This window comes from Planktothricoides raciborskii GIHE-MW2 (assembly GCF_040564635.1).
GTDB classification, from domain to species: Bacteria; Cyanobacteriota; Cyanobacteriia; order Cyanobacteriales; family Laspinemataceae; genus Planktothricoides; species Planktothricoides raciborskii.
In genome coordinates this window covers 80,376-100,728 of the sequence record NZ_CP159837.1, presented here as the reverse complement: position 1 = coordinate 100,728, position 20,353 = coordinate 80,376, and the positions used below count along the sequence as shown (strand labels likewise).

At 44.1% G+C, this 20,353-nt stretch carries 19 protein-coding genes; 13 read left to right on the top strand and 6 right to left on the bottom strand.

Translation table 11 applies throughout. The features are described from left to right. Positions 1 to 152 precede the first annotated feature (152 nt). Positions 153 to 2,303, bottom strand: a complete 2,151-nt coding sequence (locus tag ABWT76_RS00345) for a transglycosylase SLT domain-containing protein (RefSeq protein ID WP_054467138.1) — start codon at positions 2,301 to 2,303, stop codon at positions 153 to 155. A 592-nt stretch (positions 2,304 to 2,895) separates the two neighbouring features. On the opposite strand from ABWT76_RS00345, the gene ABWT76_RS00340 reads away from it, so the two are divergent. The 3 genes from ABWT76_RS00340 to ABWT76_RS00330 all read left to right on the top strand — a co-directional run bounded on the left by ABWT76_RS00340 (position 2,896) and on the right by ABWT76_RS00330 (position 6,577). Then, complete coding sequence (locus ABWT76_RS00340; protein ID WP_354635464.1) at positions 2,896 to 4,596, top strand: tetratricopeptide repeat protein; 1,701 nt, start codon at positions 2,896 to 2,898, stop codon at positions 4,594 to 4,596. A 135-nt stretch (positions 4,597 to 4,731) separates the two neighbouring features. Beyond that, complete coding sequence (locus tag ABWT76_RS00335; RefSeq protein ID WP_054467131.1) at positions 4,732 to 5,943, top strand: TPR end-of-group domain-containing protein; 1,212 nt, start codon at positions 4,732 to 4,734, stop codon at positions 5,941 to 5,943. Positions 5,944 to 6,082: 139 nt separating this feature from the next. Beyond that, a complete protein-coding gene (locus tag ABWT76_RS00330) occupies positions 6,083 to 6,577 on the top strand; it encodes a DUF427 domain-containing protein (RefSeq protein ID WP_054467130.1) in 495 nt (164 codons plus the stop codon). Between the two features lie 935 nt (positions 6,578 to 7,512). Here the strand turns inward: ABWT76_RS00330 and ABWT76_RS00325 are convergent. From ABWT76_RS00325 to ABWT76_RS00315, 3 genes are all read right to left on the bottom strand, one after another. Continuing rightward, a complete protein-coding gene (locus ABWT76_RS00325; protein ID WP_054467137.1) occupies positions 7,513 to 8,514 on the bottom strand; it encodes a zinc-dependent alcohol dehydrogenase family protein in 1,002 nt (333 codons plus the stop codon). A gap of 375 nt (positions 8,515 to 8,889) precedes the next feature. After that, positions 8,890 to 9,456: a 3'-5' exonuclease gene (locus tag ABWT76_RS00320; RefSeq protein ID WP_354635463.1), complete on the bottom strand. Its 567-nt coding sequence runs from the start codon at positions 9,454 to 9,456 to the stop codon at positions 8,890 to 8,892. Between the two features lie 209 nt (positions 9,457 to 9,665). After that, complete coding sequence (locus ABWT76_RS00315) at positions 9,666 to 11,138, bottom strand: GTP-binding protein (RefSeq protein ID WP_054467126.1); 1,473 nt, start codon at positions 11,136 to 11,138, stop codon at positions 9,666 to 9,668. Between the two features lie 614 nt (positions 11,139 to 11,752). Here ABWT76_RS00315 and ABWT76_RS00310 point away from each other — a divergent pair. Continuing rightward, entirely contained in the window at positions 11,753 to 13,597 is a 1,845-nt protein-coding gene (locus ABWT76_RS00310; RefSeq protein WP_354635462.1) for an NACHT domain-containing protein, read from the top strand. 958 nt (positions 13,598 to 14,555) lie between these two features. Here ABWT76_RS00310 and ABWT76_RS00305 read toward each other — a convergent pair. Then, complete coding sequence (locus ABWT76_RS00305) at positions 14,556 to 14,816, bottom strand: hypothetical protein (protein WP_354635461.1); 261 nt, start codon at positions 14,814 to 14,816, stop codon at positions 14,556 to 14,558. 360 nt (positions 14,817 to 15,176) lie between these two features. Then, positions 15,177 to 15,452: a helix-turn-helix transcriptional regulator gene (locus ABWT76_RS00300; RefSeq protein ID WP_354635460.1), complete on the bottom strand. Its 276-nt coding sequence runs from the start codon at positions 15,450 to 15,452 to the stop codon at positions 15,177 to 15,179. Between the two features lie 269 nt (positions 15,453 to 15,721). On the opposite strand from ABWT76_RS00300, the gene ABWT76_RS00295 reads away from it, so the two are divergent. The 9 genes from ABWT76_RS00295 to ABWT76_RS00255 all read left to right on the top strand — a co-directional run bounded on the left by ABWT76_RS00295 (position 15,722) and on the right by ABWT76_RS00255 (position 19,969). Next, the gene (locus ABWT76_RS00295) at positions 15,722 to 15,994 is read left to right on the top strand and encodes a hypothetical protein (protein ID WP_354635459.1); all 273 of its coding nucleotides are present in this window, start codon (positions 15,722 to 15,724) and stop codon (positions 15,992 to 15,994) included. After that, positions 15,994 to 16,206 carry a hypothetical protein gene (locus ABWT76_RS00290; protein ID WP_354635458.1) on the top strand — a complete coding sequence of 71 codons (213 nt, stop codon included), beginning with the start codon at positions 15,994 to 15,996 and terminating at the stop codon, positions 16,204 to 16,206. Before ABWT76_RS00295 ends, ABWT76_RS00290 begins: the two co-directional genes overlap by 1 nt. Positions 16,207 to 16,274: 68 nt before the next feature. Then, complete coding sequence (locus ABWT76_RS00285) at positions 16,275 to 16,436, top strand: hypothetical protein (protein ID WP_190878191.1); 162 nt, start codon at positions 16,275 to 16,277, stop codon at positions 16,434 to 16,436. Positions 16,437 to 16,511: 75 nt separating this feature from the next. After that, positions 16,512 to 17,462 (top strand): ParM/StbA family protein, encoded by a 951-nt coding sequence (locus tag ABWT76_RS00280; RefSeq protein ID WP_354635457.1) that lies wholly within the window; start codon positions 16,512 to 16,514, stop codon positions 17,460 to 17,462. Further along, positions 17,453 to 17,713, top strand: coding sequence for a hypothetical protein (locus tag ABWT76_RS00275; RefSeq protein ID WP_354635456.1), 261 nt, complete (start codon positions 17,453 to 17,455; stop codon positions 17,711 to 17,713). The genes ABWT76_RS00280 and ABWT76_RS00275 overlap by 10 nt, the downstream gene beginning before the upstream one ends. Then, a complete protein-coding gene (locus ABWT76_RS00270) occupies positions 17,710 to 17,892 on the top strand; it encodes a hypothetical protein (protein WP_354635455.1) in 183 nt (60 codons plus the stop codon). The genes ABWT76_RS00275 and ABWT76_RS00270 overlap by 4 nt, the downstream gene beginning before the upstream one ends. A gap of 127 nt (positions 17,893 to 18,019) precedes the next feature. Beyond that, on the top strand, positions 18,020 to 18,331 hold the full coding sequence (locus tag ABWT76_RS00265) for a hypothetical protein (RefSeq protein ID WP_354635454.1): 312 nt from the start codon (positions 18,020 to 18,022) through the stop codon (positions 18,329 to 18,331). 53 nt (positions 18,332 to 18,384) lie between these two features. Beyond that, a complete protein-coding gene (locus tag ABWT76_RS00260; protein ID WP_190878184.1) occupies positions 18,385 to 18,594 on the top strand; it encodes a hypothetical protein in 210 nt (69 codons plus the stop codon). A gap of 1 nt (position 18,595) precedes the next feature. Further along, a complete protein-coding gene (locus ABWT76_RS00255; RefSeq protein WP_354635453.1) occupies positions 18,596 to 19,969 on the top strand; it encodes a hypothetical protein in 1,374 nt (457 codons plus the stop codon). The last annotated feature ends 384 nt before the right edge of the window (positions 19,970 to 20,353 follow it).

The window sequence follows — 20,353 nt, the reverse complement described above, 5'->3', positions numbered from 1 at the left end:
AATTGGTAATATTTTTTAGATTAATATAACTTATCTAGGAGCGCAAGCATTGCGCCCAAAGAAGCAAATCAACAGATTATGTAGGGGCGCTACGTCCAAGCGCCCCTCGCTGCGGAAAAGATGAGGAGATTTTTTGGGCGATCGCAGAACAATTAAGGATTTAAGCGTTTAGCTACTTCTGGATTATAAAGTCTCAGATAATTCCAGTAATTGCCAAAGACGTGCTCGACATACCCTTTAGTTTCTGGAAAAGGGATTTTTTCGTGAAATTCATCGGGATCGTTCCAGCCAAATCGCTTTAACCAGTCGGCAACACTACCGGGACCAGCATTGTAACTGGCGACTGCCAACATAGAGTTATTTTGATATTCTCGATGGGTATAGTCTAAGTACCAAGTCCCGAATTTAATGTTGTCTTCTGGTTTTTCTAGGTTATATTCTTTAACGTTGATTTTGCTGGCAATCCATTCCCCAGTTTCGGGCATCACTTGCATTAGTCCGGTCGCCCCAACCCAGGATTTAATTTTGGGCATAAATCGAGATTCTTGGCGGATTAAGGCTGTCACCAGTAGGGGGTTGAGTTGTCGCTGGTTTGACCAGTTGAGAATTATATCCTGATAGGGAAATGGATAAAGGGCTTCTCCATAGAGGGTGGTTTTTCTGAGTTCCTGATATTGGGCAATTTCTTCCGGTTTAGTTCGCTGCGATAAACTAGAAAGCATGAACATCCCATCTAAGTTGTCGCCGATGCCGATCCGGATTACGCCATCGGTAAATTGTTCGGGAACAGTGGGGTTGATGCGGTTCTTAAATTCTTTTTGCCACAAAGTCCAGGCGTCTTGATCCAGACCGAGTTGATAGAGTTCATGTAAGACTTTAGACCCCGCAGGTAAAATCGATCGCTGATGGGGTTTGACCACTTCGGGGTTGTGCGATCGCACATTGGTAAAATCTCCCACATCCCAACCCAAATTCACCGCCGATCTCCAGGCATAGTAAGAATCTGGATATTTGGCTAAGACATATTCAAAAGCGGTTTTCGCTTCTTGGGCTTTGCCCAGGCGCTGCGCCCATTTTCCCACCCAGAAGCTCGCTTTGGGCGCGAGTTCGCTGTTTGGGTTTTCTTTGCCCAAAGCCACACCCCATTTCCAAGCACCGGCATAGTCACCGGCTTTGGCCAGGTTTTGGGCTTTTTGCCAACGCAATTCTGCCGCTTGGTTGGAGTTGCTATATTGGGTTAACACCGATTCTCGCGCTTGTTCCGCCGATTGACTGCTGCCCAGTTGCTCTAGTCGGTTGGCTCGGTCTAACAAGGCTTCCGCTGCCCGTTGGGGAAATTTAGCAATGACTTGATCTAAATAAGGAATGGCTTCTTTGGGCTCCAGGAGTCTAGCCAGTCGCAATAGCCCTAGGGCGTTGTCTTCACTGTCGGGGAATTCGGCGTTTAATTTTTTATATTCGGCGATCGCCTCTTTTTCTTTATTTCCCAGCCACAGTCCCCGCGCTGCCCGGTAAGCATTTTGCGGGGTGCGCGTGGCTTGGCGATAGGCGGCGCCACCTTTGCCATATTCTTGTTTTTCCCAATAGGCAAATCCAATCACTTCCCACTCTTCGGGGGTGAGCCTGGAGGCATATTTGCTGGTTAATTGATCCAGATAATTGACAATATCCGGCAAGTGCAGACCATATTGAGCAATCAAAAGTCGTAAGCTTTTATCCAGTTCCGGGGATAAGGATGGCTGTTTTAATAACTGAACCGCCATTTCTACGGTGCGCGGGTGACTGGGAAACTCGGCGATCGCTTGTTGCCAATATTCGGGATTAGTCTGACCTAGTTTATACAAGGCTTCGGCCACAACCGGCGAATTAGGATAATCTTTGACTAGGGTTTGCCAAGTTTTCTGGGCTGACTGACTGTTGCCGATCATTTCATAAGCAATGGCTCGTTGCTTCAAAATATAGGGGGCTAAAATTTGGTAACTTTTTTCTAGTTCATCCAGATATTTGAGTGCCGCTTCTCCTTGACCCAGTTGGATCTGGTCAACGGCAAGTAAATACCTAGCCCGACTGCGATCGAGTGAGTGGCCATTAGCCGCGATGCTGGCGAGTTCTGGCGATCTGTCTTGGGGCGACCACAGGGCTAGTTTCAGCACCGCCGAGTCTGCATCATGGATTTTCAAACTCTCAACTTTATGCTGCCCAAATCCTGTCCATTTAACCGTAGGCATCGCTGCGCCCAGTAATAGAGCGCCAACTCCTAGTCCAATTAATACAGATATCTTATTTTTCTTGTTATTCACAATTGGGTGATTGTTCTTTTCTGTTGCCATATTAATAATATTTTAGAGTCTAGATTTTCTTTTGAGGTACACGACCGCTCTCTAAAACTTACAGTACCAAGCTACTGAACCCTAATCAGGAGAAGCATCGCCAGCGTCTCCTCTGGGTCAAAACCTAGGACAAGCCTAGGACAACCCTCGTAAAACCCTCGTAAGATCCTTATAAAACTCTAGTAAAAGTCTAGTCAAACTCTAGTCAAACTTAAATAAAACTCTAGTAAAACCATAATTGTTTCCTCTGATTCCCATAGGGGGGTTCCAGTATTATCCCTGGAGACTAGGGCATACACCATTTCGGGAGGATGGTTGCTTAAATCCGATATTCTCCAGGCTCTATTTCTGCTTCCATCGGTGCTAACCGATGCCACCAGCCCGTTGCTATTTAATTGCTCACAATTGCTCAATTGCTCAATATGAAAGAAAAAAAATTAGCTGTTTAAGGAGGTTATTTATGAAAAATAAACATTGGAATCGGCATCGGATAAATCTTCAAAAAATCCAGAGTACCACTGGTTCAGGCATAGTGATAGGGTTAATTTATTTTGGGGGCTTAATTATGAAAAAACATCCCCAGATTAATTCAGTGTATGCCAACCAGGGAAACGTTATATTATGGTTACAAAGTAATTCTGTCAATTTTTCCCAAGCAGCATTGGCGTCCGCACCGGAATCCCTGGAACCATCGTTATCAATATCAGAATCAATATCCGAATCAGAATCAGAATCTGATTTCAGCGAGGCTTCAGCGGATATCGAGGATTCAATTGATGCAAGTCCAGGGGATAGAATTATTAGATGGTTAAGTAATAATCAGAATAATTTATATTTGTTTATAGTTTATATGATTATATTATTTACTTGTGTGAATCTGGGAATATTGTTAATATTAGCTAGATTAAGCCGACTGAAAAACCATCAAAGAATAGCGATCGATCCACTGACTTTGGAAACGTTAACCGAATTAAAAAATTTGTTGGTGGAAACTCAAAATAGCTTATTCTGGCTACAAGACTATTTGGAAAATGAGACGAACAAAGCCAGTCAAAGTCGTGAGTCTTATGCCTCCGGCAGGCTCACGGAAACAGGTTGGAGTAGTTTTTCCCGCAGTATCCGAGATTCACAGGTTTTTGAACCGGATACAAGCCCCAGTTTATTGACTCAAAATCAAACAGAAGACTCGCTGATCAACTCCGAAAGTCAGTCGATTTCTAATTCTATGCGGGCTGGGGAGTTGTTGGAACAAGCCAATGCGCTGCTGGTAAAAGGTCTTTATGCCCAGGCGATCGCCAAAATTGAACAAAGTATTACCCTGAATCCTGGGTCGGGTCAAGCGTGGTTGAACCGAGGCTGTGCGCTATTTTATCTGAAAGAATATGAGATGGCGATCGCTTCTTATGACCAAGCTTTGCATCAAGGGGGAGACTGCCCCGATGCTTGGTATAACCGGGCTGGGGCGTTGGTGCAATTACAGCAATACACTGAGGCGATCGCCAGCTATGAACGGGCTACTCAAATAAATCCCAACTATTTAGCCGCGTGGCATGACCGAGGTTTGATATTAATGAGTTTGCAACGCTACTCCGAGGCGTTAACTTGTTTTAAGCTGGGGATTCAGTTAAAACCCAATTCCCCAGAATTTCGGGTTCACCTAGGTCAGGCGTTTAGCAAACTCGGTGAATATCCAGAGGCGATCGCCGCTTATGAACAAGCGATTCACCTCCAGCCCGACTATACCCCGGCTTGGGTGCAATTTGGCTGTGTCCTCGCGGCGATGCAACGGCACTCCGAGGCCGTCGCCGCCTACGATCGCGCCCTCAAACTAAGTCCCGATGATGCGATGGTTTGGAATTATCTCGGCATTGCCCTGGGCAACCTGGGAAACTACCCCGAAGCCTTAGCCGCATATAATCAAGCTTTGACATTAAAACCCAATTGGCCAATGGTGCAGTCAATAGTACAAAATAATCGGGCGGCTATGTTGATGAAACTACAGCGTTATTCCGAGGCGATCGCCGCTTGCGATCGGGCGATCGCCCTGGAACCGGATCAACCGGCTATTTGGTATAACAAAGCCTGTTGTTATGGTATTCAAGGAGATGTGGATCGGGCGATCGAAAACCTGCAACAGGCCATTTGCCGCCATCAAGCAACCTACTTAGACCTCGCCAAAGCTGACGCAGATTTTGACCCCATTCGCCAAGACCCGCGTTTTCAGCGGATAATACAACACAATGAGCAATCATCTTTCCTGCAATAGATTGGTTGTTCGTTATTCGTTATTCGTTATTCGTTATTCGTTATTCGTTATTCGTGTTAGGCAACTAGCAAATAACCAACAACCAATAACAAACAACCATATAAGTCCTGTGATTTCTCAATAGGTAAAATCAACATGACCCATAAGACTCATAAAAATTATCTGGTGAAAATGCTCTTGTATCCCGCCAGCCTTGGGTTGGTCACTGGGATCCTTTCGATTGCCACCGTCAGTGTCAATGCCAACCCAGAGTCGGTCACCCCACCCCCCCCACCAAAACCGCTTAACAGCAACAGTACAAGCACTTCGCCGCCGGCTACCCCGAAGGGTTCAATGACTGAACCCTTCATTAACTCTAATTCTACCTCCCCCGTCACTCCCAATGCGGCGCACTCAACCCAGGCAAACCCTGCCTCGGCTACTGCTGCGGCTGAGGCTTCACCGCAACCAGGACCAGAAGCCGTTCCCACTCAAACCCTTTCTCCAGAAACGGCTGCGGCAGAAACAGCACCAACCCCAACCACAGAACAACAGCAACTAGAAAGTTTAATTAGAACGGAAGTGAATCAGGCATTAGACCGCCGTAACAGCTTTTTTTATGCTTTGTTTGGGGCGATCCTGATTATGATTGGCGGCACTTGGCTTTTTCTGTGGCTATTACGTCAGAATTTAACCAAAATTGTGATTGGTGAACTCCAGCAAAAAATTAGTGGCCAGTTGAAGGCCGAAATTGGCGAGCAAATTAAAGCGGAAATTTCCGCAGAATTTGTGGAAAACTTGGCACAACAAAGGAATAGTTCTGCCTTGGCGATCGCCCAACCGCCCGCCAAAGCTATAGATAATAGCACGCAAATTAATGAACTCATTTCCATGGCCGTTGCTACCAACAATCTTTTGCAAGAAACTCGCAGCGCTTTAGAAGAATCCCGGAAATTACACGATCGGATTAATCAGCCAATTCAAGAAATTTTTGGCATTTATTTCAAGCAAGCTACTGAACTATTGCAGCAAGGTGAATATGAAGAAGCAATTGAGATGTATGACAAGACCTTGCAAACCAATCCCGATTTCTATGAAGCTTGGTTAGGAAGAGGCATTGCTTTCACTAGACTAAAACAATATGAAACCGCGATCGGTTGTTATAATAAAGCCCTCCAACTCAATTCGGAGCATCCCGAACCCTGGTATGAAAAAGCTCGTTGTTATGCCATCAAAAAAGACATTGATTTAGTCATTGATAACTTACAACGAGCCATTAATATTAACCCCAAAATTCGCAAAATCGTCCAGCAAGACCCTGACTTTGAAATCATTCTCGATCACGAAATGTTCACTCAAAGCAGTTAAAATAAGAATTGGCTATTAGTTATTGGTTATTGATGCTCGGTGGGCGAACCGCCAAATAACTAATAGCTATTAATTAATAATTAATAGCTATTAGTTATTAGCTAATAACTAATATAAATCAATCAGGAGGTTAATATTTATGCGACCAGTACCCATTCCCCCAGGACCCGGACAAGAATCAGTTTGGGATTACCCGCGTCCCGCTCGTTGGGAAGACTTTGATAAGCATATTCAAGTGATTTTTAATGATGTGGTTATTGCGGACAGCCACCGCGCCAAAAGAGTCTTGGAAACCAGTCATCCGCCGGTCTATTATATCCCCCGTGAAGATATTAAAATCGAGCATTTAGCGGAAACCGATCGCCAAAGTTGGTGTGAGTGGAAAGGCTTGTGTGTGTATTGCGATGTGCAGGTGGGCGATCGGCGATCGCCCTCTGCCGCATGGCGCTATGTTAAACCCACGGCTAATTTTTTACCCATTCAAGAATGCTATGCCTTTTATGCCAGTTTAATGGATGCTTGTTATGTGGATGGTGAGCGAGTTCAGCCCCAACCCGGTGATTTCTATGGTGGCTGGATTACCAGCAATATTGTTGGCCCATTTAAAGGCAGCAAAGGCACAATGGGTTGGTAAATTTGGTTATTTGTTGTTAGTTATTGGGCAGGGATTCTTTGGTTGTTGCCCCCCTTTGACCGCCATCGGGTTGTTAGTTATTGCCCCCCCTTTGAAGGGGGGGTTGGGAGGTGAGTCCATAATTTCTGATATCGGTTGCGCTGGCGATCGGTCAGATTTGGCTCCCTCAGTTTTTGGTTATATTTATTAAATAAATTTTCATATCTTTCGGCTAACTATTTCTGATTGGCTAGTAAAGCTTCCTGGATCTCTATTTGTTGTTTATACTCCTCTGATAAAAAAGCAAATTGATGTCAAATTGATGCTTTTTTCGGGTAAATTATAATCATTTTTTAATTCTTTGGTTGGAGCAGATTCATCAAATTTATCAAGATCAACTATTTTGTCAAATAAATTATGATGATAACGCCGCAATTTGATAAATAAGCTTCTTTCAGAGAGAGAAACCGATGCTATTGGTTGAGCGATCGCCGATGCTTTTTTGTCCTTTGAGAAATTGAACCCTGGTAATCATCTAAATTTTTTTTCATATTATCTATACTCCAAGGTGTATTTTTTAGATCCAAATTAATTTTTCAGTTTAAATAAAGTACAGCAAAAGCATTTCTTTGAGATTTCTAGGATTTTCAATTATTTTCCCAAAAATCAGGATAACTTGCAGTTATGAATTGCTCAACGGCTCTGCCATCTTGAGGCAACTTGGCACAAATTACTCTTGACAGGCTCTGTGGATGCGGAAATCTGATTTTTTCAATGAAATTTTTATCACTCTATAGCTATAGATATATATCCTACGGAGAATTTAGGCAAGTTATCTCAGAAAATCTTTATATTTGTGGCTATCTGATTGGTTGTTGATTATTAGTTATTGGTTACTTTTTATTTAATCAAGCATCACCAATAACCAATAACTAATAATCAATTACGAAAAAGGTTTAACTGTCCATAACCAAAACCAATTTACCCGTTATGGAACCTTGCTCTAACAAAGTATGTGCCTGTGCTGCTTCTGCTAAGGGGAAAGTCTTGGTTAACTGAATTTTTAACGATCCTTTGTCGATCATGCGGGCACAATCTCGTAACATGGTCGCCTGATCTTGCTGGTAGTGAACATTATTTTCCAACATGGGGGTCAGCATCAGTTCTATGCTCATCCGCAGATTGCGATTTCTGGCAACAGTCCAGTTGGTGCTCGGATCCGGGGACAAAATTGTTACGATATCGCCATAAATTTTGACAGCGGGAAAGGTTTTTTCAAATAGTTCACCACCTACGGTGTCAAAGGCGATATCTACTCCTTCGCCGTGGGTCCATTCTAAGACCGCTTCGACAAAATCTTTCTGTTTGTAGTTGATGGCTAGGTCTGCCCCCATGTTGCGGACAAAGGCGGCTTTTTCCTCGGAGGAAACGGTGGTGCAGACTTCAGCCCCTTTGAGTTTGGCGAGTTGGATGGCAACGTGACCGACGCCCCCTGCCCCGGCATGAATTAAGACTTTTTGACCGGCATCGATTCGGGCGCGATCGTAGAGGGATTCCCAGGCGGTGATTAGGACTAAGGGCGCAGCGGCAGCTTGGGCAAAGCTGACGGTGGTCGGTTTTTTGGCGACAAACCGTTCATCGACTACGGCATATTCGGCATAGTTACCTTTTGACCCACCGAGTCCACCTTGGCAGAAGTAGATTTCGTCCCCGACTTGGAACCGTTCCACCGCTTCCCCAACGGCTTCGACGACTCCGGCCCCGTCACAGCCTAGAATAGTTGGGGTTTGGTCGGGGTAAAAGGTGCCGCGTTTGCGGAGTTTGGTGTCAATGGGGTTGATTCCGGCGGCATAGAGGCGCACTAATAGGTCGGTGTCTTTTTCTATTGTGGGGCGGGGCACTTCTTGCAGTTGCAGCACTTCTGGCCCCCCCGCTTCGGTCATTACCACAGCTTTCATGGTTGGTTGTTTCTTTTTTGCCATAGTTGTTTCTGGGGCTGGCTGATTTATGAGTTTATGGTACATTCATCAGCGATCGCCTCTGCGAGATTTTTTTTAGATATTTATTTTGAGGTATTTGTGTAGGGTGTCGCCCTTCGGCAGGCTCAGGGTAAGAGGTGTCGCCCTTCGGCAGGCTCAGGGTAAGAGGTGTCGGGTTTACAGCGCTTTTCTATTGAATAAACCACAAACACCTGTAGGGGCGAAGCATTCCGGCAGACAAATTATGACTTAGAATATTAACTGTAGGGGCGAATGGCCATTCGCCCCTACGCTTGGGCGCAGGCCTGATCGTGGTTTAGTAATCTGAAAACCGCTGTACAATTACACCTACATTTAATGAAAGTTTTGATTTCTGGCTTTGAGAATTAAATGAGATAAGATTTTGGCAATATTCCAAGCATCATCAATGCCTCGGTGGTGGGTTCCTTCTAAGGGGATATTGAGCATTTCTAGGGCTTGACTCATGCCTACCTCTTTGGGCAAATCATAAATAATGGCGAATAAGTTTTTGACATTGATATGTCGCGGGTTAAAGGGATATTTAACCCCAAAGGCTTGACATTGTTTGGTGAATTGGGTGCGATCGTATTCGCCGTAACTAGCCCAAATCCGGTCAGGGGCATGATATTTTTTCTGGAGAATTTGGCAAGCTTCCGCAAAGGGGATTCCTTGGTTGACTTGGGCTGGAGTTATGGTGGTTAATTGGGTGCAAAATTCACTGACCGTTGAGCGAGTGGGTTGGACTAAGATGCTATCTTTTTCTAAAGGTTGACCGGAAGTAATTTCTAGGGTGGCAATGCCAATTTCTATGATTTCACTTTCTTGTCCTGGGGGAATTTTTCCTGACCAACAAGTTGCTTCAATGTCAATGACTAGGATGCGATCGGGTTTGAGAGACATAATTAAGGCAGATTCCCTGCGACTAAAATATAAAGATTCTTACATCATCTGGATAAATTTGCCCATTGGCATTAATGAATAATTCACCACAAAGACACAGAGGACACAAAGGAGTTTAGGAATAAACCGGGTTTTTGCGATAATTTTTGCTGGTTAGCCAAGGTTTATTAAAGAAACCCGGTTTCTGAATTTCTGGTTTCTGATTTACTTTAATCTAGCTCTAATTTCTGCCCAAATAATTTATCTTGTAATTCGGCTTTGATTCGACCCATAATTGAGGTTTCATCGAGGGATTCAATAATCCGACTCACCACCGCTTTTGGTCCATCAGGCCCCCAGGATGCCCCATTCGCGAGATAGGCTTTTGTGACTTGACCGATACCGTAGGAGGACACCCCAGCTACTCCGGCTTGGGTGATGGCCACGGAAAGATAGGGGGCTAAGGAGGCGCCACCTGTGGCGGGGGCAGCAATGCCCAATAAGCCTTTGAGGGAGGATAGTCCCAGGTTGGCTAGGAGTTCGCTGGCGGTGATGCCACCCATGCTGAGGGCGATTTTTTGCAGCAGGTTGATGGCGCCCTGTTGGGTCATGGGAATGCCGTAAAGTCGGGATAAGGTGAGGATGGTGGTGACATCGATCGCCGCCCCACTGAGAAGATCGATGATGGTGACGGGGTTGAGGGCTACGGCTAGGGCTTTGGCGATCGCGGCATTCCAGATAACTCGGTTGGCGGCGGTTTCCCGAATTTTCATTTTTCTTTCGACTAATTGCTCATTCACTTCTCCCGCATACAGCATGGTATTTAAGGCGACCAAAGATTTACCTTCTCGGTCTAATATTTCTAATATTTTTAACTTTAATTCCTCAATTTGTGGCTGTCCCCGTTCCATTTTTACCCCAAAAGTGCCATCGGGTCTTTTAACCGCCGTGGCGACTAAAGGTGCGGCGGCAGCCATGACAATTTCATCGGGAGATAAGATTTCGCGGACTCGGCGATCGCGAATAGTTTCATAAATCGCTAATCGGTCAGCTTCCGGGTATTGGTCGATTTTATTAAAGACTAATAACATCGGTTTTCCCGCATCTCTGAGTTGGGAAAGGGCGCGATATTCGACTTTGGTAATATCCCCCGCACAAGCAAATAAAATTAAATCTGCTTTCGCGGCTAAGTTCCGTGCTAAAGTTTCGCGAGTTTCTCCGTCTACTTCATCAATTCCCGGAGTATCAATCAATTCTATTTGAGAATTCCCCACGCCAGAAAGGGTTAATTGAGTAATATTGCCGCGATCGCCAGAAAATCGATCTAGTCGCCAATTCACTCCTTGAATAGTGCGTGTCACCCCATGAATTGGCCCTGTTTCAAAGATATTTTCCCCGACTAAAGCATTCAGTAAAGAAGATTTTCCCCGTCCCACCATGCCAAATACTGCAATCTGAACTACGGTGCGTTCTAATTTATCCAGCATGGTTTCTAAGCCGCTAATTTCTGACTCTAACCCCTCCCGTTCTTTGGGGGTTAAATCAAGATGAATGACTAATTCTCTTAGGGAGTCTTTCGCTTGTTTATAGTTCAGGTCGGCTTGAATATCCGCAAAAGTTAAAATGGCTTCTTCCAGTTCCCGGTCTTCTGGATTTGTTTGGCCATTAATTGCACTATCAGAAAGTGGTTCAGAATTAGACATAGGATTCGTTTTTATATCTCCCCAAACCTCCCGATCGCTTGATAAGCTTAGAGATTTGTTTCTGGATTACAGGAAATTGGTATAATTTATTATAGCGTTTGATCGAGCAATTTAACCAATTGCCGTTAAAATCGTTGTATTTGCCTAGATGTAGTAGGGGCAAAGCATTCGCGCCGAAAACCATTGTATTTTTCGTAGAAATATATCCGCGAATGCTTCGCCCTTCGGACTATATTTATATACAGCATAAAACCGTTGTATTTGCGTATATGTAGAGGCAAAGCATATAGCCTTTGGCATGGCGAAAGCTTACCGGAACGAAAACGATTGTATTTGTCGTAGAGGTATATCCGCGAATGCTTCGCCAGGACGGGTATATTTATATACAGCATAAAACCGTTGTATTTGTCGTAGAGGTATATCCGCGAATGCTTCGCCAGGACGGGTATATTTATATGTATATTTATATTATTTATATTATTTATATCCATTAGATATCCCAATTTGCTATTCCCTGGAAAAATCGGGCAATTTCTGACCCTTGAGGTTGCCCTGATCGCTCAAGTTATTTTAAAATGAAGGTAAATTAATCAAATTATATTGGAGAAATAATTATGAGCAGCGATCGCCTGCTAGAAATTCTGCTAAAAGCCATTCATCTAGAAGTTGAATCGCGACTTCACCAAGCTTTACATCAGCGAATTTATCAAAGAAATATCGACCCAAAAACCAAACCTTGTCCTCTAGATATTCCTGGAAAAATTTACCGATATCGGGGAAATAAATCAGAAGCACCGCTGTTAAAATCAGCCAATATTGCCGAAATTTTGGTTGATTCGTCAATTCCCGAAAAAATTTTGATTCGGGGGGTGCAGGGTTCGGGTAAAACTACGTTACTTTTACAGTTAGCCAAGGAATTGCTCAACCGGGCAATGAACAATTCAGGTGTACCATTGCCAATTTTACTGGATATTTCCTCTTGGCAAAATAACCAACCGGCGATCGCCTCTTGGATTCTGTCTATGCTCAAACTAAAATATCACCTAAATCGGCAAACGGCCAAAAATTTACTTAAACCGGATCAAGTGATTATTTTATTTGATGGATTAGATGAACTAGACGACCATGCAGCGGATAAATTTATCCAACAAATAAATCACTTTTTATGCCATCATTGGTCAGGAAGCTTAGTGATTTGTGCGGGACTAAACCCGCAGCAAACTCAGCTATCTATTGTTAATATTGATCGTTGCATCGACTTACAGCCCCTCACCCTAAACTCGGTTTATCATTATTTAGTCCAAAGTGACTGTGAATATTTATGGAATGGCATTCACCCAAATCCTAATTTAACTCAAATTGCCGAAATACCACTATTTTTAAATTTAATCATTATCGCCGCTAGAGAAATTAATCTCCCAGAATGGCAAGCGGGTAAAAATCAGTCAGAAAGACTTAGCTATCTTTGGGATGCTTATGTAAGAACAGGTCTAAAAATTATGCATAAAAGTGATAATCACACCGAGGAAAAGTTATCAAAAAAAGATATATTTCGATCGCTTTCTTGGTTAGCGCAAAAATCTCTTAACCAAAAGCAACCGGAATTTTATCATTTAGAAGATAGCTGGCTAGAAAACCCGTTAGAAAAAATTCTCAGTATCTTAATTATGGCGTTAATTGCTGGGGGAATTGCCGGGGTAATTTTTTGGGTAATCTTCGATCGCACCTTTGGATTTGTCTTTGGGGCAAGTCTGGGAGGCATCATGGGAGTCATTGCCGGGATTTTTAGGCAATATTTAATTCCCCCAAAACCGGCTTTTTCTTTTACTCAACAAAACTGCATCATAGCCGCAGTAGGAACCCTGGTATCTGCGGTAATTTGTGGCGTAATTTCCGGGAATATATTTGGGCAAATTTTAGGCAAAGATTCGGGACTAATTTATGGATTGCTATTTGCCGTCAATGGTGGGTTAATTTTTGCCCTTGTAAGCTTGTTTACCGGAGGATTTTCATCAACCGAATCACAGCTACTTTACCAAATTAGAGGCGGCGATCGCCCCGCAAAACAATGGCTAAAAAATTTACTGCCATACGGCACAATTACTCTGCCAATGGGCATATTTTGGTTATGGATTCTATGGATATTACAAGGGAAAAACTTTCAAGGGTGGCAACTGTGCATTGGTGGTATGGTCATCGGTATTTTATTAGCGATCGCCTTTGGGGGAATCGCAGAAATTCACCAATTTTCCCTACATCTAATTCTTTGGTTTAACCGGCGCATTCCTTGGCAATATCGGCAATTGCTCAACGATGGCAAAACCTGTTTATTTCTCCAACAAATTAAAGGAATCCCCAGCGGTCGTCAGCGGAGTTATAACCATTTTGCTTATCGCTTCATTCATCCACTTTTCTCTCAGCACCTTGCCCATAAACTGATGACCAATCAAAGAAAATAAGCCGCCAGTCTATTGCCATTCGACGATGTGCTTGCTGCGTTTAGAGCCAAAATATAGCAAAATTGTAGCAAAATCGTAACAAAATCTCCCTAAGCCTTGCAGATAGGGAGTTTCACTTTTTAAAAGTATAAAAACCGTAACAAAATCGTAGCATGGTGCGGGACAAAAAAATACCGCAAGGGCTGAAACCCTTGCGGTGTATATGGCTCAGGCGTGATTTGAACACGCGACCAAGGGCTTATAAGAAGCTTGGGACGTTGCTAAACTCTTGATATATAAGGGTTTTAAAGCTTAAAGTTAAGCGGAGCCTAAATGTTGCCTATCTGATTTATCCAACCGTGCTTTCGGCGGACAAAACAGTGAAAATCGTCAGCAATGTCAGCAACACCCTAGTAATTCTCTAGATTCCTTGCGTAGTAAGCTTTTTAGCTGCTGACAATAATCGTCAGCAAATCGTCAGCAAATCGTCAGCAAATCGTTTACAAATCCCGGCAATGGATTTAATGTAGATTCTCACTTCGGAGTTCCACCAGGGGTGTGCTGACTAAGCACACCCTCAATACGGGAATCCCCGTATTAATCCAGTGTGAACTTTATTTCAGATAATCCTGAAACGTATTTCGCACCCGAAACGCCGCCGTCTCAGGGAATTTGAAGTTGTCCACTTTCAGGCATTATTGGAATTCCAATAATGGAACTACCTCACTACCACCGTTTGGTGGAAGTTACCGTAACACAGCTATATCAAGCCACCGGCCTCGGCTCCCAACAAAAAACCCCCAAAGTAGGGGGCAAAGATTTTATAGTTGATGCCACTCTCTTATCCGGCCTTGGGTACGAGATTCCCACTGGCAACCGTCGGGGGTGGTCAAGGGATTCATGCGATCGCCCCACCCTTTTGGCGGATAGCCGGGGTAACGGATGCGAAAATCTTGGTCAGAGAGACAAGCCGGGGGGCTTATGCCGCAAGCGGGGGGAATTGCTTTTTTTCAGTTTCTAGGGCGTCAATCCGCGCCTCAAGCCGTGCTACTCGCTCATGCAGTGTCAGAGATTCACTTGATGTATCTAGGATTCTGTCTGGTAAAACCCCCTCACGGACAGAATCCGATATAAACCGCTTGACCACTTCACCCGGGTCTAAGTTGTACCGTTTGCATATCTCGCGGAAAGCTTGCAAGTCATCGTCAGGAATCCGGCAAGCAAAAATAGGATTAGCCATTAACAATGTTGACAGTGTTGACAGTGTTATCCTAACATACCTGTTTTCACTGTTATCACTGTTGACATAACGCTGTTATCACTGTTGACATAACTGGTAACGCTGTTAACATACCTGGTAACGCTGTTAACATTGTTGTGTTGGTATATCTGTTGTTGTATTTCCCATTTTTGCCTGAACCAAATCTAGTACCGGAATCCCGGTAGCTACTGACTGTTATCACTGTTAACATAACGCTGTTATCACTGTTAACATAACGCTGTTATCACTGTTAACATACCTCAACAAAAAACCCCCTGACTTAGGGGGGATAGCGCATCCGCGCCGCGAAAGCGATCGCATCTCTTGAATTTGGGGGGGTTACGCCGCATCGCTGTAAGTGTAATTAAGCAGTTCAGCCGGGGTAATGATGGCATTTTGACCAGACTCTTTTATCAAATCATTTAGAGCATCACAGAGTTGCCCTAGTCTTTTCCCTGAGAACCCAGGCATATCTTTTGCTCTCCGCATTCTAGATACAGCATTAGTAGAAATTTGAAGCTTGGCGGCTAAATCGACCCCTTTGATGTCATATTTTGCCATCAGTTCATTTAGTCTCCAGTCAATCACACTTGGCAGTTTATTAATGTACATCATCAGTGTAACTCTTAAAACGTCACATATATAATAGCCTAATTAGATAACACAATGTATGGATAAATACAAACTAAAAATTGACTAATACAACTATTGATGTTATAATAAACCCAGGCAAGCAAAAACAAGCCCACCCGCGAATGGGTAGAGGCTGACCCTGATGGTCGCGTTGATGTAAGCCATAAAAACTTTAAGACCCGCATCAGTGCTGAGTTTGGCGACACACACTGACACGGGCATCTCTGAACCTTCCAAATTGGAGATTCTCCATGAATATATCAGAAATTTTGTCCGGGTTTGACGACTCGGCTGACCGCCGTGAGTTTATCTGCGGACTGGCGGATGCTGAATCTGCCATTCAACAAGCGCTCGAAGCACTTCCAGAAGAATTGCACTCTTGTTGCGATCGTCTATTTCAAGCTGCCCAAATCCTGCACAACGCAAACATCCGAGTACAGAACTGGGAGAAGAACAACCCAGATGCTGACTCAGATTTAGTTGAAGCTATGGCGTCCACCTTTGCAGAAATGGAGGTGGCGTAATGTTTGGTTACAAGCTCACCCAGGAACAACGCTTGATTGCCCAAGCCCGCTACCAAGAATTCATAAAAGCGGGGGCAAATCCAAGCGCCGCCCGCAACGCGGCTGAGGCAATCACCATTGAGGAATTTTTCCCAGAGTATCAGCGGACGCCTTACGACAAAGCGGATATCCATGAAGTTTGGCAGGCGTTGATTACCAACAACAACGACTAAACCTCATATTCCCCATAGCTTTCGGGTTATGGGGGACATTTTCATTTGTGAATTTAGGAAGCCAAAACATGAGCGGAAATACAGAAGGAATCATCGGTGTTTTGTGTGCGATCGCCCTTGCCTGTATCGCCACCTTTAGCTTGACTCAATACTTGCAAATCAGCCGCGAACTGGAACAAACCCAACTCGAATATCGGGGCTACCAAGAAGGTGTCAAAGATTCCCGTTAGATGCCAATAAATGCCACGTCTGACATTTAGTGCCATTTATTACCAGTTGTAACCATACTTTTTGAGATTTTTACCATGTACCAAACAAAAATATCTGCCATTTCCTGCCATCAAATGCCACGTCTGGCAATCGATGCCGGGAACCGTTTTATCAAAATTGCAGCACCGGGTTTCCGCAAAGTGTTACCAGCTTACTACTCTAAAGCCAACTTTCGAGATTCCGAAGCTGTGGAATATCAAGCGGGCGATCGCAAAGATTTGACTGGGGAACGCTGGCTAATCGGAGACGATGCCAAGTATCGGGAGGGTGCCGCGACTTTTTACTCCGAGAAAGCTGAAATTATGCCGTTGATGGTGCTGGGAGTTTTGCCACAACTCAACCTCACAGGAACCGTCAATATTGCCAATTTACGGCTATGTTTGCCCGATGTCTTTGGCGAGGCTAAAAAGCAGTTAATCACCGCCCTAAAAGGCGTTCATACTATCAATGACAATACCTATCGAATTGGTTCTGTGGAAGTTCTGTCCGAAGGGGCAGCAGCGTTCCCTTACTTACTCAGTTCTGGAGTCTTCAAATACGCTCGTAATAATGGTGTTTTGGACATTGGCGGTGGCAATGCCACGGGCATCATTCTGACTCCTAACGGGCAACCAATCTGGGAGAGTCAGTTTACTGGGCTAGGCACGATTGAATTAGCCAAGATGGTTGCCCAACACCGCGACTTAATCGGAATAGAAGCTAAGGGATTGTCCCCCCGGTTAGACCTAATTTTGGATGCGATCGCAGGGGATGGAAGTTACGGAGTTGTTCGCAATATTTCCAGGGCAATTGATGATTGTCTGCCCGATTTTTCTACCCAACTGAAAAAGCAACTTTCAACCGCCTGGACAAATTATTTGCCGACTATTGGCGAAATCGCCATTATCGGTGGTTCTGCCTGCCTTCTAAACAGTTGGAAATCCGACCGAATTAAAGTGGTTGAGTCAGGCCAAATGGCTAACTGCGAAGGCTTGCTATGCGGTTAAGTACCAATGCTAAATTTGACCAGAGAATAGAAGCTTTGGCTGAGAAGCTAGGCATACCGAAAGCAGAAGTGGTGAACTTGATTTTGTCTCGTTACTTATCTGCTTTTGAAACCTTTATGGCTACCCCTGTGGGAACTATTGCAGAGCACGGATTGCTTATGCAGCAAGCAACACAGCCAACATTATCACCTACGCTAGAACCGGCAAAACCATTATTAATTGACACAGATTTACCACCCTTAGAACTATGAAAAACAGCAATATTGGCTTTAGTTGGCAACCCTACTGTCCTTGGATTGTTTTTGAATTTTGGTGCAGTACCCCAATCCTAGAGATTAAATTTCGGTTAAATAACCCTAACTGGATTGAATATCAAGACCATCGCTTATGGCTTCGAGACTCCCTCTTGACAGTTGAGGATATTTTCTAATGATTTTTCCCACCTACTCTCAAATGCGTTCGTGGCGTGATATTTGCGAGTTTTTAGATTCTGTAGATTACAAGTTTGCAGAACCAGGAATGCGGATACAAGCAACCTGATTTGGGGAATTAAAACGATGTTTGACTGGCTTTTCAAACCCTACCGACAACACAAAATATTGCGAAACATCGACTGGATTGAATCGCAAACAGAGCGCTACTTTTCAGCGCCACTGGAACAAGTACAGGCCGAACATAAGGAGGTGGTAACTATGGCCAAAGAAGCCCAAGTCCGAGGTAAGTTAGCTGGTGAGATTTACCAAGGCTTAGGTGACATTGAATCCGCCAAGCTTGCGGCGAACACTGAGGGTATCAAAGTCCTAGAACAGGTACAACAACGACGACAGGGATATCGCTCAATGCGGGGCCGATTGATTAAAGGTAGTTAAAAACGAAGCCCCTAGGATTGCATCTTAGGGGTTTTTAGCTTAGGAAGGATAGTATGAAATTCAGCTTAATTTTAGCAGTAATTTTTGTTCACAGTTTGGTGGTTGCGATCGCCAAACTTTTGCCATTGTTTCAGCCTGCTGTTCTGGCTGCTTTGGTGATAGAGGCGGTGGCGATTATTGTTTGGTGCCATCGTTCTAACCAGCATCCTTTAAGTTTGGGTGCCATTGTTGGATTAGCGATCGCAATCGCGATGGGGGTGTGAGATGAAGGTTCTGCAATGGTCTACTTTTGCGATCGCCACCATTCTCGGAGCCGCCGCCATCGGCTTCAACTTCCAGGGGAAAGACGATGCTCAATTTGCATCCCTATTTGGGGGCACGGCACTGGCACTGATATCGGCGTGGGCTGAGAAAAAATCAGAAGAACCCGACCAGATGCTGCGAATGATTCAGGCGGCGCGGCTAGACTTGTTTGAGCAACTGTTAGACCGTCGGTGCCACCAAGCTTATGAAGCGGCTGTGGAAGTTCAGGCATTGCCACCGGCACAAGAGCCTATTGTGTTTAATTGGGACTTGATTCAAACCAACCCAGACAAATACGCTCACCTCGCTATTGTTGGTGGCACTGGCGATGGAAAGACAACTCTTACTGAATCATTGCTGCAATTCCTGGATGAGAAGTCAATAGCAATTGACCCGCACTGGAAGCCTGGGAATTATCCAGGTCTGCCCACTGTGGCTAAAGGCAGAAATTATGGAGAATATCCAGCGGCACCAATTCCTTTTGATAATTTGGTAAGTGGCAAAGAAGATTGCAGTTATACCGAGGCGATCGCAACTATTCATCAAGAGATGGACAGACGTTACAAGCTATTAAAAAAGGGTGCGCCGGTGGGCGATCGCTACACATTTATTTTGGACGAGTACACCACGTTTGCTGGTGTGCATCCAAAATGTTCTGGTAGTGAGGTCTTGAGTCTAATTCGTGAAGCCAGAAAAGTTGGCTTGAGGCTAATCTTAATTGTTCAGTCTGACCTATTAAAAGATTTTAAATGGGAGGGTCAAGGTGCCGCGAGAAAATCGCTTAGATGGGCTCGTCTTGGTGAATTTGCTGCATCTTATGCCAGTGGCCTCAAAGATGAAAATTTAAAGATTTGGGTAACATCTCAAGACTATCCTATTCTGGTGGACAAGATGCCAGCATTTCTCCCAGTACCTTTGTCCCCAATGAAAAGTTTAGAAGCTGTTAGTAACTCCACCAAAGATAATCATTCTGCCATTGCCAAATACTTAGAAGATATCTATCAGTTGCCGGGATATGAGCCGAACGACCGCACATCTGACCCAGTGCAAGATTCATCACCCGATGCACCGCCCGGTGCAAACGACGCACCCATTGATGTGTCTGAATCACAGCCATCTGAATCCAAGGGGCGCACCGGCATCTCAGAAGTCGCAAAAGAAGGTTTTCCGGCAGCATTGCTACCTCTGCACCAACTTGCACCGATGATTCAGAATCTCAAAAATGAGAGGCAAAATCAGGCTCAAATTATTGCCTTACTTTGGGGCATCAGTAAAGGCGGCAATCCAAAATATTACAAAGCTGTAGAAGAATTTAAGTCAATTCAGGAGAGTTAGTTATTGCTAGGGATTGATGGGTACAAAGTCTTGTTTTCCGCCAGGGGTATCATTTAAAATGATATCCTTTTCATCGTCGTCTAGTCGAGACAATCATTGCTTATTGCTTGTACCCAGCCATCATTGTACGAACGCTGAAATCTTAGTTATGTCATTCTTATGTCATTCTTATGTCACTTTACCTATACAAATTAAACTGTGTCACTACCCGGAATCACGGTTACTGGAATCAGAAGTTAAATTCAGAAAATTATTACTGTAGTAAAATTTAGAAAATTATTATTGTAGTAGTAATTTCAGTTTTACTCATTACTCATTACTGGATATTCGTGTTTTAATGAAACTTAAAAAAATGATGAAAAATACCGTATGTTTAAATGACGG